This window comes from Xanthomonas hortorum pv. cynarae (assembly GCF_002939985.1).
GTDB lineage: Bacteria > Pseudomonadota > Gammaproteobacteria > Xanthomonadales > Xanthomonadaceae > Xanthomonas > Xanthomonas hortorum_D.
In genome coordinates this window covers 18,044-34,625 of sequence record NZ_MDFM01000033.1, presented here as the reverse complement: position 1 = coordinate 34,625, position 16,582 = coordinate 18,044, and the positions used below count along the sequence as shown (strand labels likewise).

Here is a 16,582-nt window from a genome sequence, read left to right as displayed (position 1 = left end):
CGGCTGCGTTCGGTGTTGGCCAGCAATGCCTACGCGTAGGCGACGCGCTCAGGCTTTCGGGCGTGGCGCACTCCGCCACAACAGTGCGCGGAACGGGCCGAGCAGAAATACGCCCATGCCCAGCTTCACCGCCAGATCGCCGGCCGCCCAGCTGATCCACGGCAGACCAACGCCGGCAAAGGCGATGCTCCAGAAGATCGCCGTATCCAGCGTGGCGCTGCAGGTGGTCGCCACGATCGGCGCGCGCCACCAGTTGCCATTGCGCAGACGATCGAACACGCTGATATCCAGCAACTGCGCAGCGATAAACGCGCTGCACGACGCGATTGCGATCCGCGGCGTCGCCAGCCAGATCGACAACACCACCGCGAGCGCAAAGCCGCACCAGGCCACCTTGCGCGCTGCGCGGGGGCCGAAGCGGCGATTGATCAGGTTGCTCACCAGAAACGCCAGCGGATACGAAAACGCGCCCCAGGTCAGCCAGTCGTTGATCGGGTACTGCACCAGAATATTGGACAACAGCACCACCGCGCCCATGGCCAACACCGCCCACGTCAAGGCACGTGCGGTGAGCGGAGCGAACAGCGTGGGGGATGTGGTGGACATGGCGGGCGGCAGTGAGCGATCAGCGCGAATTATCCGCGCGTTGGCGCATGCGGGCCAGTGCGCGCGGGGGCCGCCAGTGTCTGCACCAGTACCACGGTGTGGCTGTTCGGCAGACAGTGGCCGATACACGCGCGCGCACCGCGCGTAACACCTTGTCCGGAGACGTAAGACGTCAGCGACGCCCCATCGCGGCCGAGAGCTTTTGTACGCAGCGTTCCAGCATCACCAGGTCTTGCTGCTGTTCTGTGCAGCGGCTTCGGCAGTGGGTACGAATGCCAATGCCTGGCCCTGTGGCGACTGCACGGTCCAGCCCGCGCCGGCCGGGCTCGGTTGAAAGGTTACCGTCTCGCCAACGTGGAAGCCGGCAGTCGGGTCGTCCTGGCGTGCCGGCCAGCGCAGCAGGGCGGTGTTGTCGGCTTGCGCTGGATCCTGCAACTGCACTTCGCAGCCGCCATCGGTGGTTTTCTCCACCGACTTCACTCGCATTGGCGGCAACGGCCCGGCAGAGGCCTTGTTCGATGCATCGCCGAGCGCTTCCGAACCCCTGCCCACACTGTGGCCGACAGCGATCGACACGAATACCGGTGCAGACACCACCAGGATCGCCGACATCATCGAGGCATCGCCGCGCGTGATCGTGGTCAAGCCTGCGTGGGCCCGCATCGGTTGACCAAACGCGATGGCCAGCAACAGACCAAGGCCGGCAGATCGAAGAGGGATATTCATGGAGATGCTCCGTGCGTGGTGACGCTATGTGGAATGGAATGATCCTGCTGCAGCATGTGCTGTTGCTGCAGGAAGTCGAACACCGACTCGACCGTGATCACCGAATAATTGCCGGAGATGCGCTCGCTGGCAGGATGGTCGGTGACGGCGGCATTGGCGACGAAGAAGCGTGCGCCGATGCGCTTGCTCAGATCGAGATGCAGGCGCGTGGGCTGGTAGCCGTTACGCTTGAGCCAGGCTTGCGCGCTGCGCCGATCCTGCACCGGCGCCGGTATCGTAGAAGGTGAATCGGTCGCCGTCAGCGCTGCTGCCAGCACTTCGAGCACCCATTGATTGGAGTTCTGATACTCGGTGGAAAACGGATAGGCAATCATGCTGTAGCGCGCTTCGTGCAGCGTGTGCGCCAGCGGGGCCGGATCCTGTAACAGCGTGTGTAGCTGCTGCTGCAATGCAGGCGCCAGCACGCCGACGCGCAGATCTGCATTGAGTGCACTTTCGCCGATGAAGTTGCTCAGGCCTTCGCGATACAGCTCGGAGCTGTCCGACTTGCAGTGATTGAGCAGGTGCTTCACCCGCCAGGTGCCGTCGTCCTCGCGCAGCGCGAAGGCCAGGTGGCTGTGTTTCAAGCCGTAGCGGCTGAGATCCTGGCCGCCGCGTGCCAGCAGCACCACCTGCGCACCATCCACTGCATCCAGCGCCTGTTGGGTGGATTTGGCCATGTCGAACATCGCCGCCAGCGTGGCCGGTGTCGGGTAATGCGGGGTGCACACCGGCGCGGCAACGGCGGGCAGTGCGGCACTCAGGCACAGGAGCAACAGCGTTGTTGCAGGCCAGGTGCGTTGTTTGTCTTCCATTTGCATGCGGGTGCATCGTCCTTGTGTCTGCCCCGTGTCACTCACGGCCGCGCCATCATACGTGCAGGCGCTCACGTACCAGGGTGGCAATGCGTTGGGTTTCGCGCAATGGTTCAAGGTGCGGCTGCGCTGCGAACACCGCGCTTGCCTCGCATAGACGGCCGTGCGCTTGCAGTGCCCGAACATATGTCTCAACCCGCCCTTGTGCCTGATCGGCAAATGCTGCGGCCACCGGTACGCGCGTGGCGCAGGCTTCGGAGAGAAGGTTGACCGAGTCGGCGCTGGCCGCGATCGCATCGGCCCAACCCAGCAGGCCTGCGTATGGATTTGGCCCATCGCGCGTGTCGCACCACAGCAGGCCTGGCAGATCTGCGCACAGCTTGCGCAGCGTCGCCATTGCCTCCGGCGGAGTGCGTCGCGACGTGGTCACCAGCAGGCTGCCGCCGACCGCGTACAGCTGCTCGCGTAGCTGCGCGCACAGCGCCGCCAACGCCTGGGTCGTCCACGGCACATGTGCGGTGGGGCCGCCGATCAGCAGCGCCACGCGCGGGCCGGGCAGGGTGCCGAGCGTGGGGAACGCGGCGCGGCCGGCGGCCAGCCAGGCATCGTCCACCGGGTGCAGGCTGCCGAGCAGGGTGATCACGTTCGCGCCACGCAGCGCATCGTGCTCGGGAACGATCAGCAGATCCCAATGGCGCCGGTCCAGGCGTGGGTCCAGGACTTGCACCACCCGGCTACCGCGCGCGCGCAACAGCCGGGTGGCCAGCGCGGCCTGGCGTCCGCAGCCGATCGCCAGCGCCGGTGGCTGCTGCAATTGCCGGGCGAATCCGGGTCCGAACGCGGCCTGGGCGCCTGGTAACAGGCGCGGCGCAACCCAGCGCCAGGGCGCGCGGGCCTGCAGATGCAGCGCGGTGACCGGCTCTGGCTGCAACGCACGCGCCAGCGCCTCGGCCTGGCGTGCGTTGCCGGCGCGGCCATCGCTGACCGCCCAGGTCAGCGCCATCGTTTCGAATCCGACATAGATTTGTTTCAGATTGAGCGTGTGTTGCAGCAATCGCGTCACTCTACACTGCGGTTCTTCACACCTGGGCCGGTGCCGCACTCTACTGTCGCCCATTCCTTTGCCTTCCGGAGTCTCCATGTCCGACCTGCTCGACGCTGCCGTGCTGGATCAGCTGTTCCGTACAGCCCGCACGCAAAACGCCTTTCTCGACACGCCCGTCAGCGAAGACCAGCTGCGCCAGCTCTACGACTTGGTGAAGTGGGGCCCGACTGCCGCCAACGGCTCGCCGGCACGTTTCGTGTTCGTGACCAGCCCGGAAGGCAAGCAGAAGCTCAAGCCAGCGCTGTCCGACGCCAACGCCGCCAAGACGCTGGGCGCGCCGGTCACGGTGATCGTCGGTTATGACGAGCAATTCCACGAAAAGCTGCCCTACCTGTTCCCGCATGCCGATGCCAAGAGCTGGTTCGAAGGTTCGCGCGATATGCGCGTGTCCGGTGCATTTCGTAACAGCTCGCTGCAGGGCGCCTATCTGATCCTGGCCGCACGTGCGCTGGGCCTGGATGCCGGCCCGATGTCCGGCTTCGACAATGCCAAGGTAGATGCGGCGTTCTTTGCCGGCACGCCGATCAAATCCAATTTCCTGATCAATCTCGGCTACGGTGACCCGGCCGCGTTGTACCCGCGGCTGCCGCGCTTGAGTTTTGACGAAGCCGCACGCATCGAATAAGCGCGCGTCCCCCCTTTCCTGCAGTCCTCGTCCGTCTGCGTTGCGTCCCATCCGCGTTGATCCAACGCGTCTCTCATCACATGGAGTTTCAATGAAGACCACCCACAAACTGCTGCTGCCGCTCGCCCTGACCCTGGCCATCGCCGCCTGCTCCAAGCCGGCCGACAACGCCGCCGCACCGGCTGCCGAAACCCCGGCCGCCACCGCACCGGCCGATGCCGCTGCTGCCCCGGCACCTGCTGCCGCCGAGTCGACCGCCTCGACCGCGCCGGCCGTGATAGTGGCCTCGGGCACCTACACGCTGGACCCGAGCCACACCGACGTGCTGGCGCAGTGGAGCCACTTCGGCTTCTCCAACCCCACCGCGCATTTCGGCAATGTCGACGGCACCCTGGTGTACGACGCGGCCGACGTGACCAAGTCCACCGTGCAGGTCACCCTGCCGCTGTCCGGCTTGAACAGCTTCACCGCCAAGTTCGACGAACACCTCAAGAGTGGTGACTTCTTCGACGCGGCCAAGTTCCCGACCGCCACCTTCAAAAGCACCAAGGTCGAAGCGGCCGGCCCCAACAAGCTGACCGTCACCGGCGATCTGACCATCAAGGATCAGACCAAGCCGGTCGTGCTGGACGTCACCCTCAACGGTGCCGGCGAGCACCCGATGAAGAAGGTGCCGGCCGCTGGTTTCGACGCCACCACCACCATCAAGCGCACCGACTTCGGCGTGGGCCAGTACGCCCCGAACGTCAGCGACGAAGTGAAGATCCGCATCACCACCGAAGCCCTGCAGGCCAAGGCCGGTGACGCTGCTGCTGCGAAGTAATTCGCTGCAAAGGTGGTGCATCGGTGCGCGTGATCGCACCGATGTGTGGAACGCAGGAGCCGTTCGATTGGCGTCATGCTGTTCACTGAAGAAAAAACGGCGCCTCTCCATCTCGGTGGGAAGCGCCGTTTTTTTTATGGGCGTTGCGGTCGAGGGCGCGGTGCCCTCACCGCTCACGGGACACGCCGTGAACCCGTCCCTGGGGGCTCGGTGGCGGCATCCATGCCGCCACACGGTCCCGCAAGCGGCAAGGACACCGCACCAGAGAGTTGGTCGGTAGCCTACACGGACGTACTTGCGGCGTGTCCCGCGATGGTGGGCAGGCAAGGGCCCTGCGGAAAATCCACAGATCAACCGCCGTCTGCAGGGGAAACTCAGCATCCAGAGCCGCCATGCTGTCCGTTAGTGCGGAGCTGATTCCGCCTTCCAATATCCCTTCGCGCGCACCGACTCCTTGTCCACCCCGTGGTGCTCTTCGAGAAACTTGCGCATCGCACGTGCACGCATGGATTCGGCGCCGATCCAGTAGAAGGTATCGCCGTCGTGCGGCTCGTAATCGCGCAGGCTGTCTTCCAACAAGGTGCTGCTGGCCGCATCGAAACCGTTGCGTTCCAGCCAGTACACTTCCACGTCGGCGGCGCTGAGCAACTCCTGGCGTTCTGCGGCGTCGGCAATTTCGATAAAGACTTCTGCATGCATGTCGGCAGGCATGGATTCCAGCCAGCGGCCGATCGCCGGCAGTGCGGTTTCGTCGCCGATCAGCACGTAGTGGTCGTAGTCGTCGGCGACCAGGAACGAGCCGCGCGGCCCGCCGATCTTCAGCGTGTCGCCGGGCTGTGCGTGCGCTGCCCAGCTGGTGGCCACGCCGTCGCCGTGCAGCACGAAGTCGATGCTCAGCTCGCCGCTTTGCGGGTCGAACATGCGGGGTGTGTAATCGCGACCGGGCGAGGGCAGTGCGCCTTCGTCATAGCGCGGGCCTTCCGGCGTCATCGTCGGCAGCACGAAGTCGCCATCGGCATTGGGGAAGAACAGTTTGACGTGATCATCCGGTGCGTCGCTTTGAAAGCCGGCCAGTTCGTTGCCGCCAAACACGATGCGGCGCATCTGCGGGGTGATCGATTCGCAGCGCAGCACCTGCACGGAGCGCAGGCGCGGGTCGCGGCGGATTTGGGTGTTGGTGTGGGTTGCCATGGGGGAATTGTTCCTGGATTGCCGGGTGTATGCGCGATGGAAAGAAGTGGGGAGTAACTGGCAAAACTGATGGCGCAATAAACGATCAAATAAACCAGCTAGGCAAATAAACCAGCTAGGAGCAGCTGCTGTTAGCAATCCCTTCTCCCATCGGGAGAAGGTGCCCCGCAGGGGCGGATGAGGGTACGAGCGAAGCCTCGCGCAGTTGCAATGACACGTGGCACACGCACTCAGCCGTCGTCGCGCTCCATGCCGTCAGCGGCGGCGTTGAGTAGCGCAGCGATGCGTGCGGTTTCTGCTTCGGTCCACTGCCCGTGCCGCGCAAACAGGCCGTGCTTGATGCGGTGGATCGCCTCGCGAATCGGTGCAGGTGTCTGTGCCTTGATCAACTCGCGTGCGCGGCGATGCGTGCGTGCCAGCGCCGCGTCGAGTGCGTCGCGCTGCTGTGCCACGTGCGTGCGGCCGGCCTCGGTGACCTGATAGCGCTTGCGGCCGTCATCCTGAGCCGTCTGCACCCAGCCGTCGGTTTCAAGCTGGGCCAGCGCCGGGTAGATCGCGCCGGCACTCGGGGTGTACAGCCCTTTGAACAACGCGGCGATCTGCCGCATCAGCTCGTAGCCGTGACGCGGCTGTTGCTCGATCAGGGCAAGTAATAACAAACGCAGATCGCCATGCCCCAGCGGCCGTGAACGCCCACCTCCACCACGCTCGGGCGCTGGGGGGGAGTCCGCATCGGCATCCGTGGAGAAGTTGTCGAGTGGACGGTTCGTGTTCATTCGATATATCGAAGCATGGAGAAACGATATATCGAATCCGTGTGGTTCGCAAGCGCTGACGCACGCGGGAGCGCCGGGGCGGTGCGCCTTGGTCGCGATGAGCCTGGCCCAACCGGCCCAGCAGCAACCGTCGATCGCCGTGGCCGCGTTGGCTGACCGATATCAGTCGGCCCGACGCCGGACGACACCAAAGCCGACTGGCACCAAAGCTGGCCAGCACCGATGCCGAGTGACATCGACGCCAACCAGCACCAACGCTGACCAACGCCAAAGCGGACCAACGCCAAAGCCATGCTGCGCCGCGACTAGACAAGGTCAAAATCCATAATTACGATGTAATTACTCCGACATTACGGGCCTGGCCCGATGAGGCAGACGCATGAGTCGACAGTGGGACACCCAGGCCGAGAGCCGGCGCCAGCGCTTGCAGCGCGCCGCCCCGCTTGCGCCGCAAGGGCGTGTGGTGGCGGCCAGCGATGTGGTGGCGCTGCTGGAAGCGGTGATCGAGCCCGGCGACCGCGTCTGCCTGGAAGGCAACAACCAGAAGCAGGCGGATTTCCTGGCGCGCTGCCTTACCGAAGTGGACCCGGCACGCGTGCACGACCTGCACATGGTGCAATCGGTGTTGTCGCTGCCCGCGCATCTGGACGTGTTCGAGCGCGGTATCGCCAAGCGGTTGGATTTCTCGTTCTCCGGCCCGCAGGCCGCGCGCCTGGCCGGGCTGGTCAGCGAAGGGCGCATCGAGATCGGCGCCATCCACACCTATCTGGAATTGTTTGGCCGCTACTTCATCGACCTGACCCCGCGCATTGCGCTGGTCACCGCGCAGGCCGCTGACCGCCACGGCAATCTCTACACCGGCCCGAATACCGAAGACACCCCGGTGATCGTGGAGGCCACCGCATTCAAGAGCGGCATCGTGATTGCGCAGGTCAACGAGATCGTCGACACGCTGCCGCGCGTGGATATTCCCGCCGACTGGGTGGACTTCGTCACGCAGGCGCCCAAGCCCAACCATATCGAGCCGCTGTTCACCCGCGACCCGGCACAGATCTCCGAGATCCAGGTGTTGATGGCGATGATGGCGATCAAGGGCATCTACGCCGAATATGGTGTCAACCGGCTCAACCATGGCATCGGCTTCGATACCGCCGCGATCGAATTGCTGTTGCCCACCTACGCCGAATCACTCGGGCTGAAGGGCAAGATCTGCCGGCATTGGGCGCTCAATCCGCATCCGGCGCTGATTCCGGCAATCGAATCGGGCTTCGTCGAATCGGTGCATTCGTTCGGCTCGGAACTTGGCATGGAGCAGTACATCGCCGCGCGCCCGGACATCTTTTTTACCGGTGCCGACGGCAGCATGCGCTCCAATCGTGCGCTGTCGCAGACCGCCGGTTTGTATGCCTGCGACATGTTCATCGGCTCCACCTTGCAGATCGATCTGCAGGGCAATAGCTCCACCGCCACGCGCGACCGCATTGCCGGTTTCGGCGGCGCGCCCAATATGGGCTCGGATGCGCGCGGCCGCCGGCATGCCAGCGACGCCTGGCTCAAGGCCGGGCTTGAGGCCGCACGACCGGGCGAGATGCCGCGTGGACGCAAGCTGGTGGTGCAGATGGTGGAAACCTTCCGCGAGCACATGGCGCCGGCCTTCGTCGACAAGCTCGATGCCTGGGAACTGGCCGAGCGCGCCAACATGCCGCTGCCGCCGGTGATGATTTACGGCGACGACGTCAGCCACGTGCTGACCGAAGAAGGCATCGCCAACCTGCTGTTGTGCCGCACGCCGGAAGAGCGCGAGCAAGCGATTCGCGGCGTGTCCGGCTATACCGCCGTCGGCCTGGGCCGCGACAAGCGCGCGGTCGAAAACCTGCGCGATCGCGGTGTCATCAAGCGGCCGGAAGACCTGGGGATTCGTCCACGCGACGCCACGCGCGATCTGCTCGCCGCGCGCACGGTCAAGGATCTGGTGAGCTGGTCCGGTGGGTTGTACGACCCGCCGAAACGTTTTCGCAATTGGTAGGGGCACAGCATGGAAACCTTGCGGTATCGCTTCGATGGCCAGCAGGGCGCGCGCGCCGGGCTGGAGCATGCGCTGGTCGGCGTGGTCGCCTCCGGCAATCTGGAAGTGCTGGTCGAGCGCGTGCCGCTGGACGGCGCGATGGAGATCGAGATCCTCACCGCCGCGCGCGGATTCGGCGCGATCTGGCAAGCGGTGCTGGACGATTTTGCCGCACGCCATCCACTGCGCGATGTGCACATCAGCATCAACGATGTCGGCGCCACGCCAGCGGTAGTGAGTTTGAGATTGGAGCAGGCGATGGATGTCTTGCAGGGAGCCGACGCATGAGCCGCCCCTTTCACCCCGTAGGAGCGCACCCGTGCGCGACGGGCGTTCCCGGTGACGCTTCGGTCGCGCCCAGGTGCGCTCCTACGCGAGCCATCGGGAGCCGCACATGAGCACCACCACTCATCTCGTAGGAGCGCGCCTGAGCGCGACGGGCTTTCTCGGTAACGCCCCGGTCGCGCCCCGGTGCGCTCCTACGCTAGCTAGCGGGAGCCGCACATGAGCACCATCCGCATGGCCGAGCGCAGCTATTACGAAGCCGATGCGCGCGAGCGTATCGACGGCTTGCTGGACGCCGGTAGCTTCCGCGAATTCGTCGGTCCACGTCGCCGCCTGATCAGCCCGCATCTGGCCCAGCTCGACACGCCCGGCGCCTTCGATGACGGCATCGTGGTGGGCGAAGGCACGCTGCGCGGGCGCAACGTATTGATCGCCGCACAGCAAGGCGCCTTCATGGGCGGTGGCGTTGGCGAGGTACATGGCGCCAAGCTCACCGGCCTGCTCGAACGCGCCGCAAAAACGCAGCCGGCAGCGGTGCTGCTATTGCTCGACACCGGCGGCGTACGCCTGCACGAAGCCAACGCCGGCTTGATCGCCATTTCCGAAATCATGCGCGCCACGCTGAGCACACGTGCTGCCGGCGTGCCGGTACTGGCCTTGATCGGCAGCGGCAACGGCGCCTTCGGCGGCATGGGCATCGTGGCGCGCTGCTGCAGCGCGGTGATCATGTCCGAAGAAGGCCGCCTGTCGCTATCCGGCCCGGACGTGATCGAGACCGTGCGCGGCGTGGAAGAATTCGACGCGCGCGATCGCGCGCTGGTGTGGCGCGTCACCGGCGGCAAGCATCGCTATCTGCTCGGCGAAGCGCAGACCTTGGTGACCGACCGCATCGCCGCATTCGCCGATGCGGCTGCCCATGCGCTGGACACACTTGCCGAGCCGGAAGGCGAGGCCGCACTGCAGGCGCTGGACCTTGCGCAGCAGCAATTGTCCAAACGCATCGACGCCTACGGCGATTGCCGCGACGGTCTGGAGATCTGGCAGCGCCAGCGCATCGTCAATGCGCAGCGTTTGCCGTTGCTGGACACCGAGGCCTTCCTCGCTGCCACTGCCGACCGGAGCATTCCATGGAACTGAGCCAACTGCTCGATCAGCTGTTTCCGCTCGGTCACGCCATCGCACGCAACGACGATGTGCTCACCGGCAGCGCGATGACCGCTGCGGGCGAGGTCACCGTGATCGGTACTGCCAATAAACTGGAAGTCGGCGTAGACCACGCACTGGCGTTGGCCGCCACCGTGTTGGCGAGCACCCGTGCACATCCGCAACGGCCGATCGTGATGCTGGCCGACACCGCCGGGCAACGGCTCGCGCGCCGCGATGAACTGCTGGGCATCAACGGCTATTTCGCGCATCTGGCACGCGCGCTGGATCTCGCGCGCAGACGCGGTGCGCGCCTGGTCACGCTGGTGTATGGAGAATCGGTCAGCGGCGGCTTCCTCTCGTTCGGCTTGATGGCCGACCATATCCACGCCTTGCCCGATGCACAGATCCGCGTGATGGATCTGCGTGCCATGGCACGTGTGACCAAGCAATCGGTGGACACCTTGCAGGCGCTGAGCAAGAGCTCGCCGGTGTTCGCGCCGGGTGTGGAAAATTACGTGCGCATGGGCGCGGTGGAGTCGTTGTGGGAGGGCGATCTGGCGCAGGCGTTGCTCGATGCATTGGCCACGCCCAGCGACGGCGACCAACGTCGTACGCTTGGCGCACAACGTGGCGGCCGTACGTTGGCGCGCGATGTTGCCGCCGCCGTGGCAGCCGGCGAGGCCTGAGCATGCCCGGCCGCCACGCACTGGTGTGGTTGCATCCCGAGGCGCGCTGGCAGGCGTTGATGCCGGGTGCGCAGCTGCGGCTGCAGCAGTGGTTCGCTGCGGGTTTGCCGGCGGTGGTGGCGCGTGGCGACGGCAGCGAAGCACCCGGCACACTGCGGCTCGGCGTGCCGTTGCCGCCGAGCGAAGGCAAGCAGCGTCTGGCGCTGACAGCTAATGTGGCCGATATCGCACGCAGCACCGCACCGCTGCTGTTGGACGCAGTGATCGCACACGCGCCCAGCGACATGCAGCCGGCATTGCAGGCCTTGCTAACGCAGACCCATGCCAACGCATTACAGCCGCGCGTGTTCGGCAGCGTTGCATGGCAGGCACTGACCGGGCTTGCGTATGTGCATGCGCACTCGGATCTGGACCTGTTGTGGTCGATCGAAACACCCGAACAAGCGCATGCGGTGGTGACGCTGCTGCAGCGCTGGGAACAACGCCATGGCCTGCGCGCCGACGGCGAATTACTGCTGGCCGACGACGGCACCGCAGTGAACTGGCGCGAATATGCCGGCAGCGCGCAGCAGGTGTTGGTGAAATCCAATCAGGGCTGCCGGTTGGCGTCGCGCACCGCGTTGTTTCCTGTGTGGAGCGCGGCATGAGTGCGCTGGCGAAAAATGTTGCCCATACCAAGGCCGAGACCGCATGTACGCGTGGCGATATTCAACATCGTGCATCGCTGCAGGGCACATCGCGTCTGATCAGCGGCATTGCCAGTCCACTGGCGCACCGACTCGGCCGCCTTGCAGTTAGCGCGTTACATGCAGAACTGGCCTGCGCACCAAAGCCCGGCCTGGTCACCCCGTTCGATACCGGTAGCCACACCGATATGGACGCGGCCACCTTCCTGCGCAGCCTGTTCGCGTTGCGTGGCTACTTTGTCGCGATTGCGCAAGCCGGTATCGATAACGCCCCGTTCGCACGCCTGCGTCAGCTCGGTATCGATGCCGAAGCGGCGATGCTGCGCGCCACCGGCGGGATCAACACCCATCGCGGTGCGATTTTCAGCCTGGGCCTGCTGACTGCACAGGCAGCGCGCCTGCGCGTCGCGCACGGGCGCCGCCCCGCTGGCGAAGCGGTCTGCAACGCGGTGCAGGTGTGGCGCGCTGCATTGCAGGCTGCGCCGCTGAATCCGCACAGCAATGGTCAGCGTATGCGTGCGCAGTATCAGGTCAGCGGTGTGCGCGAGCAGGCCGCAGCCGGCTACCCGCTGTTGCGCGAAGTCGCGCTGCCGTGCCTGCGCGCTGCGTTGCACAGCGGCGCCACGCGGGAAGCGGCGTTGGCGCAGACGCTGATGCAGTTGGTTGCCGAAGTAGACGATCTGAATCTGCTGCATCGTGGTGGGCAGGAAGGGCTGGCTTATGCAAAAGCGCAAGCACGTGCCTTCCTCGCCGACGGCGGCATCGCGCCACCGCAGTGGCGTGATTGTTTGAACGCCATCGGTAAGCAATTTGTCGCCCGTCGTCTGAGTCCAGGCGGCAGTGCCGATCTGCTGGCTTGCACCTGGTTTCTGCATCTGCAGGAAAGCGCATGACGCTCGCCGTGCTATGCCCAGGCCAAGGCGGCCAACACGCCGGGATGTTCGCGCGTGTCGCCGATACACCCGCGGCGGCCAGCGTGCTCGCTGCTGCGACCAAGCTGCTCGGTGCATCAGCGCAAACGCTTGCCGCGGACCCAAACCGTTACGCTAATGCCATTGCACAGCCACTGGTGTGCGCTGGCACGCTGGCGCAATGGCAGGTGCTGCAGACGCAACTACCCACGCCGTTGCTGGTACTTGGCTACAGCGTCGGCGAGCTCGCCGCGCATGCGGTAGCCGGCAGCATGGACATCGATACCTGCCTGCAGCTGGCCGCCACCCGCGCACGCCTGATGGACGCGGCCAGCCCGGACAATGCCGGGTTGATGGCGGTGGTCGGCCTGCCACTGCGCGCACTCGAAACGCTATGCCAGACCCATGGCGCGGCACTGGCCATCATCAACGGCGACGACCACGCCGTGCTCGGCGGCCCGCACGCTGCGCTGCAGGCACTTGGCGATGCCGCACAGGCGCAAGGCGCGCGCATCACGCTGCTGCCGGTTAGCGTGCCGGCGCATACGCCGTGGTTGCGCGCGGCCGCAGACGCATTCGCCATGGCATTGAAAACTGCAGGAATCACTGCGCCCAAGCTGCGCGTGCTGGCCGGTATCGATGCACGTGCAGTCACTACGCAGGTATTGGTGATCGACACGCTGGCCGTACAGATTGCGCAGACCGTGCGCTGGTACGACGTGCTGGTGCAGGCCGCAGAGCGCGGCGCACGCGTGTTTCTCGAACTGGGGCCAGGCAGCGCATTGGCGCGCATGGCGCGGGAGGTATTGCCGGACTGCGAGGCGCGGTCGGTGGACGAATTCAACAGCACCCAAGGTGTTGTCGAGTGGGTCACCGCCGCGTGCGAGCGCGCGGCATGAGGTAACGCCAAGACAGGCCAGCAATGCATAGCGAGCAGGCGACCGCCTGGCAGCTGCGCATCGGTGCTGTTGGCCGCTCCTGGTGTCTGACAGGGCGTGACCCTTGGGTGGCGGGTGGCCATCCGTGCTGTACGCGTATCAGGTGTCTGGGAGGGCGCATGACCCCGCAACTTGCAACGATTCTTGGCTTGGTGATCATGTTCATCGTCGCCACCGCATTGCCCATCAATATGGGTGCGGTGGCCTTCGCGCTGGCGTTCATCATCGGCGGCGTGTGGGTGGGGCTGGACGGCAAGGAGGTGCTGGCCGGCTTTCCGGGCGACCTGTTCCTCACCCTGGTCGGCATCACCTATCTGTTCGCCATCGCGCAGAAGAACGGCACTATCGATCTGCTGGTGCACTGGGCGGTGCGCGCGGTGCGCGGGCGCATCGTGGCGATTCCCTGGGTGATGTTCGTCATTACCGGGTTGCTGACTGCATTCGGTGCGCTCGGGCCGGCGGCAGTGGCCATCATCGGCCCGGTGGCATTGCGCTTTGCCAAGCAGTACCGCATCAACCCGTTGATGATGGGCCTGCTGGTGATCCATGGCGCGCAGGGCGGCGGGTTTTCGCCGATCAGCGTGTATGGCGGCATCACCAACAAGGTGGTCGAAAAGGCCGGGCTGGACGTCACCGAGATGGCGGTGTTCCTCACCAGCCTGGGTTTCAACCTGATGATGGCGATCATCTGCTTCTGCGCGTTTGGTGGGCTCAAGCTGATGCGTCGGCAGGAGGTCTCGCTGGCCGATGCGCAATACGTGCCAGTGGCCGATGACCAGGCCTCCAAGCGCCCATTTGCGATCGAAGGGCATGGCTCCTTGGTTGCCGCTGGCGGCGGTACCTTGTCGACCAATCCGCTGGCGCTGGAGGCTGTCTCCATCACCCGCGATCGCTTGATCACGTTGGTGGGCTTGCTGGGTCTGGGTGTCGCGGCGCTGATCTACAACCTCAATGTCGGTCTGGTGTCGATCACCGTTGCTGTGGTCCTCGCATTGATCTCGCCCAGCGCGCAAAAGGGCGCAGTGGATGGCATCAGCTGGTCCACGGTGCTGTTGATCAGTGGTGTGGTCACCTACGTGGCGGTGCTGGAAAAGGCCGGCGCGGTGGACTACATCGGTACCGGCGTCTCGCATATCGGCATGCCGTTGTTGGGTGCGCTGCTGGTCTGTTATGTCGGCGGCATCGTGTCCGCGTTCGCATCGTCCGCAGCCGTGCTCGGCGCCACCATTCCGCTGGCGGTGCCGTTCCTGATGCAGGGTCAGCTGGGTGCGGCCGGGGTGATCTGCGCGCTCGCGGTGTCTTCCACCATTGTCGATGTCAGCCCGTTCTCCACCAACGGCGCGCTGGTGGTGGCTTCGGCCGCGAAAGAAGAGCGCGACGCGCTGTTCCGCCGCTTCCTGGTCTACAGCGGGCTGGTGGTGTTGTTGGGGCCACTGACGGCGTGGCTGCTGTTCGTGGTGCCGGGCTGGCTGTGAGCCGGCATGCGCACAGCGGCGGAGTGGGGCGCCCCCGTAGAATGGGCGCCCCTGCTCCGACGCTAACGACCTGCCCGCCATGACCCTCGCCCCTGATTCGCGCACCGCCAAAAAGCGCGTACCGCTGTACGAGGAAGTGGCCGAGCGCCTGCGCCAGAAGATCTACGACTACGCGTTGCCACCGGGCGAGTGGATCGACGAGCCGGCCTTGGCCGAAGAACTCGGCATCAGCCGCACGCCCTTGCGCGAAAGCCTCAAGCTGCTCGCCGCCGAAGGCCTGGTGCAACTGGACGCCGGCCGCGGCAGCCGGGTCACACGGTTGACGCTGGAAGATCTCAACCAGCTGTTCCCGGTGATGGCCATGCTCGAAGGCCGCTGCGCCCACGATGCGGTCAAGCGTATCGATGCGGCTGGCGTGCAGCGCCTGGAAGACCTGCACGCGGCGATGGAAGCCGCCGCCGCCGCCGGCGACCTGGCCGAGTACTACCGCAACAATTATCTGATTCATGAAACCGTGCAGCAGTACGCCGGCAATCCGTGGTTGATCCGGGTCACCCACGATCTGCACCGCATCCTCAAGATGCATCGTGGCCGTCAGCTGCTGACGCCGGGACGCATGGCGCAATCGTTGGCCGAGCATCGTGCATTGATGGAGTGCGTGCGGCGCGGCGATGCCGAGGGCGCAGAGCGCACGATGCACGGGCATCTGCTGAGCCAGGGCCAGGCCTTGGCGGCGTATGTGGCAACGGGCGGAATGTTGAACGTGCCGGCACCGTTACCGCGAGTGGGTGGGGTGTAGAGCCGCCGTGGCGAACCGCTTAAAGCAGCTGGCCTGATCCCAGGGGCGCCTGACGCTCCTACCCTTCGCCCTCCGGGAGAAGGTGCCCGAAGGGCGGATGAGGGTACGTCCGCACGTAGCGGCGGGAAGCTCTTGCTCTTGCGAATCCCGAATCCCAAATCCCAAATCCCAAATCCCAAATCCCAGCCATTGAAAAACCGGGCTACCGCACACCCAACCCAAGCAACCCCTCCACACGTTCAATCAACTGCGTCCCAGCCAACCCGGCAAACACCTCCGGGTGCGCATAGCCCCACGCCACCGCAGCAAACGGCAATCCCACCACTTGCGCCGCTTCCCAGTCGGCCATCTGGTCGCCCACATACACCGCCTGCGTCGCGCCATACCCGGTGGCGCGCAACACGCGACGCAAGGCGCGTTGCTTGCCTAGCAGATGCGCACCACCATCGATCACGGCGAACTTCGCGCTCAAGTCCTTACCCAAGGCGCGTTGCACATTCTCCACAGAGTTCGACGACACCACTGCCAGGCGCGTGCCGCTGGCATGCAGCGTCTCCACTACGTCGCCGATGCCGTCAAATAACGCCATCGGCGGGGCGGCGCGCATCAGGCGGATAAAGTCGGCGGCCACCAGCGGCACGCGCCAGGCACGCAGCCCGGAGGCCTTCAATAGTTCTCGCGTACTCAGCCGGCGAGCAGCCTCCACCTCGTGCGCTTGTGCCGCACGGAAACCGTGCCGCTCGGCCAGCACGCGCTGGGTGCTCAGAAAGAAACCAAACGAGTCGGCCAGGGTGCCGTCGAAATCGAAAATGATCAGTGCGGGCATTGCAACGCAAGTATCAGGGCGCCATAGCCTACCCAATGCCGCTGACGCGCCATACGCAC

18 protein-coding genes are annotated in these 16,582 nt (G+C 65.3%); 11 read left to right on the top strand and 7 right to left on the bottom strand.

Annotated features, from left to right (window positions below; all coding sequences use genetic code 11):
• Nucleotides 1–48: 48 nt before the first annotated feature.
• The 4 genes from XcyCFBP4188_RS18760 to XcyCFBP4188_RS18745 all read right to left on the bottom strand — a co-directional run bounded on the left by XcyCFBP4188_RS18760 (nucleotide 49) and on the right by XcyCFBP4188_RS18745 (nucleotide 3,189).
• Entirely contained in the window at nucleotides 49–606 is a 558-nt protein-coding gene (locus tag XcyCFBP4188_RS18760) for a VUT family protein (RefSeq protein ID WP_006450269.1), read from the bottom strand.
• 222 nt (nucleotides 607–828) lie between these two features.
• Nucleotides 829–1,332: a hypothetical protein gene (locus XcyCFBP4188_RS18755; protein ID WP_006450268.1), complete on the bottom strand. Its 504-nt coding sequence runs from the start codon at nucleotides 1,330–1,332 to the stop codon at nucleotides 829–831.
• Complete coding sequence (locus XcyCFBP4188_RS18750; RefSeq protein ID WP_104592615.1) at nucleotides 1,329–2,186, bottom strand: DUF2145 domain-containing protein; 858 nt, start codon at nucleotides 2,184–2,186, stop codon at nucleotides 1,329–1,331. The genes XcyCFBP4188_RS18755 and XcyCFBP4188_RS18750 overlap by 4 nt, the downstream gene beginning before the upstream one ends.
• A gap of 55 nt (nucleotides 2,187–2,241) precedes the next feature.
• Nucleotides 2,242–3,189: a mitochondrial fission ELM1 family protein gene (locus XcyCFBP4188_RS18745; RefSeq protein WP_043908539.1), complete on the bottom strand. Its 948-nt coding sequence runs from the start codon at nucleotides 3,187–3,189 to the stop codon at nucleotides 2,242–2,244.
• Between the two features lie 136 nt (nucleotides 3,190–3,325).
• On the opposite strand from XcyCFBP4188_RS18745, the gene XcyCFBP4188_RS18740 reads away from it, so the two are divergent.
• Together XcyCFBP4188_RS18740 and XcyCFBP4188_RS18735 are read left to right on the top strand one after the other, a co-directional pair.
• Nucleotides 3,326–3,916 (top strand): malonic semialdehyde reductase, encoded by a 591-nt coding sequence (locus XcyCFBP4188_RS18740; RefSeq protein WP_006450265.1) that lies wholly within the window; start codon nucleotides 3,326–3,328, stop codon nucleotides 3,914–3,916.
• A gap of 91 nt (nucleotides 3,917–4,007) precedes the next feature.
• On the top strand, nucleotides 4,008–4,739 hold the full coding sequence (locus XcyCFBP4188_RS18735) for a YceI family protein (RefSeq protein ID WP_006450264.1): 732 nt from the start codon (nucleotides 4,008–4,010) through the stop codon (nucleotides 4,737–4,739).
• 402 nt (nucleotides 4,740–5,141) lie between these two features.
• Here the strand turns inward: XcyCFBP4188_RS18735 and XcyCFBP4188_RS18730 are convergent, their stop codons facing one another.
• Together XcyCFBP4188_RS18730 and XcyCFBP4188_RS18725 are read right to left on the bottom strand one after the other, a co-directional pair.
• Complete coding sequence (locus XcyCFBP4188_RS18730; protein WP_104592614.1) at nucleotides 5,142–5,930, bottom strand: siderophore-interacting protein; 789 nt, start codon at nucleotides 5,928–5,930, stop codon at nucleotides 5,142–5,144.
• A gap of 230 nt (nucleotides 5,931–6,160) precedes the next feature.
• A complete protein-coding gene (locus tag XcyCFBP4188_RS18725; RefSeq protein ID WP_043910628.1) occupies nucleotides 6,161–6,706 on the bottom strand; it encodes a PadR family transcriptional regulator in 546 nt (181 codons plus the stop codon).
• Nucleotides 6,707–7,085: 379 nt separating this feature from the next.
• Between XcyCFBP4188_RS18725 and mdcA the strand changes: the two genes are divergently transcribed.
• The 9 genes from mdcA (at nucleotide 7,086) to XcyCFBP4188_RS18680 (ending at nucleotide 15,697) form a co-directional block, all read left to right on the top strand.
• Nucleotides 7,086–8,732: a malonate decarboxylase subunit alpha gene (mdcA, locus tag XcyCFBP4188_RS18720; RefSeq protein ID WP_006452521.1), complete on the top strand. Its 1,647-nt coding sequence runs from the start codon at nucleotides 7,086–7,088 to the stop codon at nucleotides 8,730–8,732.
• A gap of 9 nt (nucleotides 8,733–8,741) precedes the next feature.
• The gene (gene mdcC, locus XcyCFBP4188_RS18715) at nucleotides 8,742–9,059 is read left to right on the top strand and encodes a malonate decarboxylase acyl carrier protein (RefSeq protein ID WP_104592613.1); all 318 of its coding nucleotides are present in this window, start codon (nucleotides 8,742–8,744) and stop codon (nucleotides 9,057–9,059) included.
• Nucleotides 9,060–9,290: 231 nt separating this feature from the next.
• Nucleotides 9,291–10,193 carry a biotin-independent malonate decarboxylase subunit beta gene (locus XcyCFBP4188_RS18710; RefSeq protein WP_043910636.1) on the top strand — a complete coding sequence of 301 codons (903 nt, stop codon included), beginning with the start codon at nucleotides 9,291–9,293 and terminating at the stop codon, nucleotides 10,191–10,193.
• Entirely contained in the window at nucleotides 10,184–10,888 is a 705-nt protein-coding gene (gene mdcE, locus XcyCFBP4188_RS18705) for a biotin-independent malonate decarboxylase subunit gamma (protein ID WP_006452518.1), read from the top strand. Before XcyCFBP4188_RS18710 ends, mdcE begins: the two co-directional genes overlap by 10 nt.
• Nucleotides 10,889–10,890: 2 nt before the next feature.
• Nucleotides 10,891–11,535 (top strand): malonate decarboxylase holo-[acyl-carrier-protein] synthase, encoded by a 645-nt coding sequence (gene mdcG / locus XcyCFBP4188_RS18700; RefSeq protein ID WP_104592612.1) that lies wholly within the window; start codon nucleotides 10,891–10,893, stop codon nucleotides 11,533–11,535.
• Nucleotides 11,532–12,467 (top strand): triphosphoribosyl-dephospho-CoA synthase MdcB, encoded by a 936-nt coding sequence (gene mdcB, locus XcyCFBP4188_RS18695; protein ID WP_104592621.1) that lies wholly within the window; start codon nucleotides 11,532–11,534, stop codon nucleotides 12,465–12,467. The genes mdcG and mdcB overlap by 4 nt, the downstream gene beginning before the upstream one ends.
• The gene (gene mdcH / locus XcyCFBP4188_RS18690) at nucleotides 12,464–13,384 is read left to right on the top strand and encodes a malonate decarboxylase subunit epsilon (RefSeq protein WP_104592611.1); all 921 of its coding nucleotides are present in this window, start codon (nucleotides 12,464–12,466) and stop codon (nucleotides 13,382–13,384) included. The genes mdcB and mdcH overlap by 4 nt, the downstream gene beginning before the upstream one ends.
• Nucleotides 13,385–13,542: 158 nt before the next feature.
• Entirely contained in the window at nucleotides 13,543–14,898 is a 1,356-nt protein-coding gene (locus XcyCFBP4188_RS18685) for an SLC13 family permease (RefSeq protein WP_074058360.1), read from the top strand.
• Nucleotides 14,899–14,977: 79 nt separating this feature from the next.
• Nucleotides 14,978–15,697, top strand: coding sequence for a GntR family transcriptional regulator (locus XcyCFBP4188_RS18680; protein WP_006452513.1), 720 nt, complete (start codon nucleotides 14,978–14,980; stop codon nucleotides 15,695–15,697).
• A gap of 202 nt (nucleotides 15,698–15,899) precedes the next feature.
• Here the strand turns inward: XcyCFBP4188_RS18680 and XcyCFBP4188_RS18675 are convergent, their stop codons facing one another.
• The gene (locus XcyCFBP4188_RS18675) at nucleotides 15,900–16,523 is read right to left on the bottom strand and encodes an HAD hydrolase-like protein (protein ID WP_104592610.1); all 624 of its coding nucleotides are present in this window, start codon (nucleotides 16,521–16,523) and stop codon (nucleotides 15,900–15,902) included.
• Between the last annotated feature and the right edge of the window lie 59 nt (nucleotides 16,524–16,582).

Bases quoted from the DNA above. Each gene is read 5' to 3' on its own strand.
- XcyCFBP4188_RS18675 (WP_104592610.1), bottom strand. From the start codon at position 16,523: ATGCCCGCACTGATCATTTTCGATTTCGACGGCACCCTGGCCGACTCG.
- XcyCFBP4188_RS18680 (WP_006452513.1), top strand. From the start codon at position 14,978: ATGACCCTCGCCCCTGATTCGCGCACCGCCAAAAAGCGCGTACCGCTG.
- mdcB (WP_104592621.1), top strand. From the start codon at position 11,532: ATGAGTGCGCTGGCGAAAAATGTTGCCCATACCAAGGCCGAGACCGCA.
- mdcH (WP_104592611.1), top strand. From the start codon at position 12,464: ATGACGCTCGCCGTGCTATGCCCAGGCCAAGGCGGCCAACACGCCGGG.
- XcyCFBP4188_RS18760 (WP_006450269.1), bottom strand. From the start codon at position 606: ATGTCCACCACATCCCCCACGCTGTTCGCTCCGCTCACCGCACGTGCC.
- XcyCFBP4188_RS18730 (WP_104592614.1), bottom strand. From the start codon at position 5,930: ATGGCAACCCACACCAACACCCAAATCCGCCGCGACCCGCGCCTGCGC.
- mdcA (WP_006452521.1), top strand. From the start codon at position 7,086: ATGAGTCGACAGTGGGACACCCAGGCCGAGAGCCGGCGCCAGCGCTTG.
- XcyCFBP4188_RS18750 (WP_104592615.1), bottom strand. From the start codon at position 2,186: ATGGAAGACAAACAACGCACCTGGCCTGCAACAACGCTGTTGCTCCTG.
- XcyCFBP4188_RS18745 (WP_043908539.1), bottom strand. From the start codon at position 3,189: ATGGCGCTGACCTGGGCGGTCAGCGATGGCCGCGCCGGCAACGCACGC.
- mdcC (WP_104592613.1), top strand. From the start codon at position 8,742: ATGGAAACCTTGCGGTATCGCTTCGATGGCCAGCAGGGCGCGCGCGCC.
- XcyCFBP4188_RS18725 (WP_043910628.1), bottom strand. From the start codon at position 6,706: ATGAACACGAACCGTCCACTCGACAACTTCTCCACGGATGCCGATGCG.
- XcyCFBP4188_RS18740 (WP_006450265.1), top strand. From the start codon at position 3,326: ATGTCCGACCTGCTCGACGCTGCCGTGCTGGATCAGCTGTTCCGTACA.
- mdcG (WP_104592612.1), top strand. From the start codon at position 10,891: ATGCCCGGCCGCCACGCACTGGTGTGGTTGCATCCCGAGGCGCGCTGG.
- XcyCFBP4188_RS18685 (WP_074058360.1), top strand. From the start codon at position 13,543: ATGACCCCGCAACTTGCAACGATTCTTGGCTTGGTGATCATGTTCATC.
- XcyCFBP4188_RS18735 (WP_006450264.1), top strand. From the start codon at position 4,008: ATGAAGACCACCCACAAACTGCTGCTGCCGCTCGCCCTGACCCTGGCC.
- XcyCFBP4188_RS18755 (WP_006450268.1), bottom strand. From the start codon at position 1,332: ATGAATATCCCTCTTCGATCTGCCGGCCTTGGTCTGTTGCTGGCCATC.
- mdcE (WP_006452518.1), top strand. From the start codon at position 10,184: ATGGAACTGAGCCAACTGCTCGATCAGCTGTTTCCGCTCGGTCACGCC.
- XcyCFBP4188_RS18710 (WP_043910636.1), top strand. From the start codon at position 9,291: ATGGCCGAGCGCAGCTATTACGAAGCCGATGCGCGCGAGCGTATCGAC.